Origin of the sequence: Psychroflexus sp. MES1-P1E (assembly GCF_002836055.1) — a bacterium.
In the GTDB taxonomy this organism is placed as follows: Bacteria; Bacteroidota; Bacteroidia; order Flavobacteriales; family Flavobacteriaceae; genus Psychroflexus.
The window spans coordinates 1-1,985 of sequence record NZ_PJBS01000260.1 but is presented as its reverse complement, the minus strand read 5'-3'; the positions used below and the strand labels follow the sequence as shown (position 1 = coordinate 1,985).

Sequence of the window (1,985 nt, the reverse complement as noted above, 5' to 3'; positions counted from 1 at the left end):
CAGACGATGAACTGGAATGAATTAAAGAGTAAGATTTATGTTTGGGACGGTGGTTGGTTGGACATATATGTTCACAATACGACACGAACTGATTGGCAGAAATGGGTTCAATATGTAAATCAGAAATTTAAAATTGAGTGGTACAATGGTAAAACAGAAAAAGACGAAACCAAGATTAACTTTTCAGTGGTTGAGGAATTTTGGGACGGAAATCACGACCTTACTTCGACTGCAAAAGTTTTTATTGAAGACATTCAAGTTAATGCTCATTTCTTTGACGAGACAGAAATTGAAAATGATATTGACCCTAGGGAATTTAAAGCTATTGACGACCACAATAAGCTAATTGACTATTTAAAAGGAGTTTCAAACATATTGAATAGAGAAGTAATCGTTACTCCTGAGAATTGTCCAGAAATCATCTTAATGAAAATAAAAGGTGAATCAGTCGAGATTAACATAGATAGTGAGCCTAAGAAATGGCCATTGAGAATTAAAAAATAAAAACGAAATGGGCAATGAGCTTTGGAGAAATAGATGGTTAAGTTGTATTAATGAATTGACATCATTGAATCTTCAAAGACAGTCGTGGTTCGATAAAAGGAACTCAAATCCACATTGGTCATTCGTGGAATTTATGTGTAGTTATTTTGACGACTTAGGAATTGATAATAACTACGAATATCAATTGAAGCAAGGTTGGATTACAAGAACTGAACTAGACACGGTTTCAACATGGCACCAACTACTCGATAAATACGACTCGTCAAAAAAAGATGACTATGACGTTGAAGCCATATTAAGCGATAAAAATTGGTTAGTGATTATCGAAGAAGGAGAAAAGGCAAAGAATGAATTGAGTAAAATTATAAGTGACGAAGAGAAACTGATTTTATTAGAAGAAATAGATTACCAACAATACTTATGATAGAACTTAAAAAAGAAAAAACGAAAGCACAACAACAGGTATAGTGCATACCCTGCGGGATACGCACCATACCCAAAACGTTGTGGGTAATTCCCCACATTAAGAAATCTCAATTAATTTCTATCGCTAACGCCAAATTTTTTGAGATCTTAGAAAGTGAAATTTGGTTAATTTTAAAAATATTAACTAATTGACTTTCAACAACTAAATTAGGCGTTAGTCAGAGTTTAAGAAATGGATAGTAAACAAGTAACAAAAGAGATAAATTCAATAATTCGTCCAGTCTTAAAAGAAAATGGATTTAATAAATTTAACGGACGAACTTATTGGAGACATAATTCAGATAGAATTGACATTCTGAATTTTCAATCCTTTAACTCATACAATGCTGATGTTATGGGTTGCACGACATTCTCTTTTGCTGTTAATCTTGCAACTTATATAAAATATATTCCTTCTGATACTGAAATCAAAGAAAAAGACGGAATAGAAAAACCAGCGGAATATCAAGGTCATTTTCGTGGTGGAATAAAAAAAGGAATTGACCAAAAAGAGTTTCCAAGAAACGATATTTGGTTTGTAAATAATGACGGAGGAAATTTATCTTGTGTAGTTTCCGACTGTAATTCTCAAATCCAAAAAACAGCTTTTGATTGGTATAAGCAATTTGAATCTAAAGAAAATGTAATTCGGATTTTGTTGGAAGACCAAATTGATATGAAAGGCACTTGGGGATTTGGGAATATGGACAGTCCAAATCGGAATAAATTTATTGCGTATACAGCAATTGAATTAGGAAAAACCGAATTAGCTATTGAAAAACTACAAAAGCTATTGATTTCCATTAAAGAACAATATGAACAAACGAAATACGACTATTATTTAGAAAAAATAAGAGAGTTAGAAAAGGAAATTAAAAGAATAAAAACTACCCACAACACGGTATAAAAAACATAGGGCATTTATGGCTTAACCGAAAGTTTGGGCATATTAATGAAGTCCGCTAAATATAAAATTTGGCGTTTATAGAAGAAAAGATAAAAGCAAAATATTTATA

The 1,985-nt window shown here is 31.9% G+C and carries 3 protein-coding genes; all 3 read left to right on the top strand.

Annotation, left to right across the window (positions count from 1 at the left end):
• Window positions 1–504: AIR synthase family protein (locus CXF67_RS09540; RefSeq protein WP_257984646.1), on the top strand; the 504-nt coding region annotated here is incomplete at its 5' end.
• Between the two features lie 7 nt (window positions 505–511).
• Complete coding sequence (locus tag CXF67_RS09535) at window positions 512–928, top strand: hypothetical protein (protein ID WP_102088552.1); 417 nt, start codon at window positions 512–514, stop codon at window positions 926–928.
• 234 nt (window positions 929–1,162) lie between these two features.
• Complete coding sequence (locus tag CXF67_RS09530; protein WP_102088551.1) at window positions 1,163–1,876, top strand: DUF4304 domain-containing protein; 714 nt, start codon at window positions 1,163–1,165, stop codon at window positions 1,874–1,876.
• Window positions 1,877–1,985 lie beyond the last annotated feature (109 nt).

What these genes read in the sequence shown, in the direction of transcription:
- CXF67_RS09535 (WP_102088552.1), top strand. Translation starts at nt 512, where the DNA reads ATGGGCAATGAGCTTTGGAGAAATAGATGGTTAAGTTGTATTAATGAA.
- CXF67_RS09530 (WP_102088551.1), top strand. Translation starts at nt 1,163, where the DNA reads ATGGATAGTAAACAAGTAACAAAAGAGATAAATTCAATAATTCGTCCA.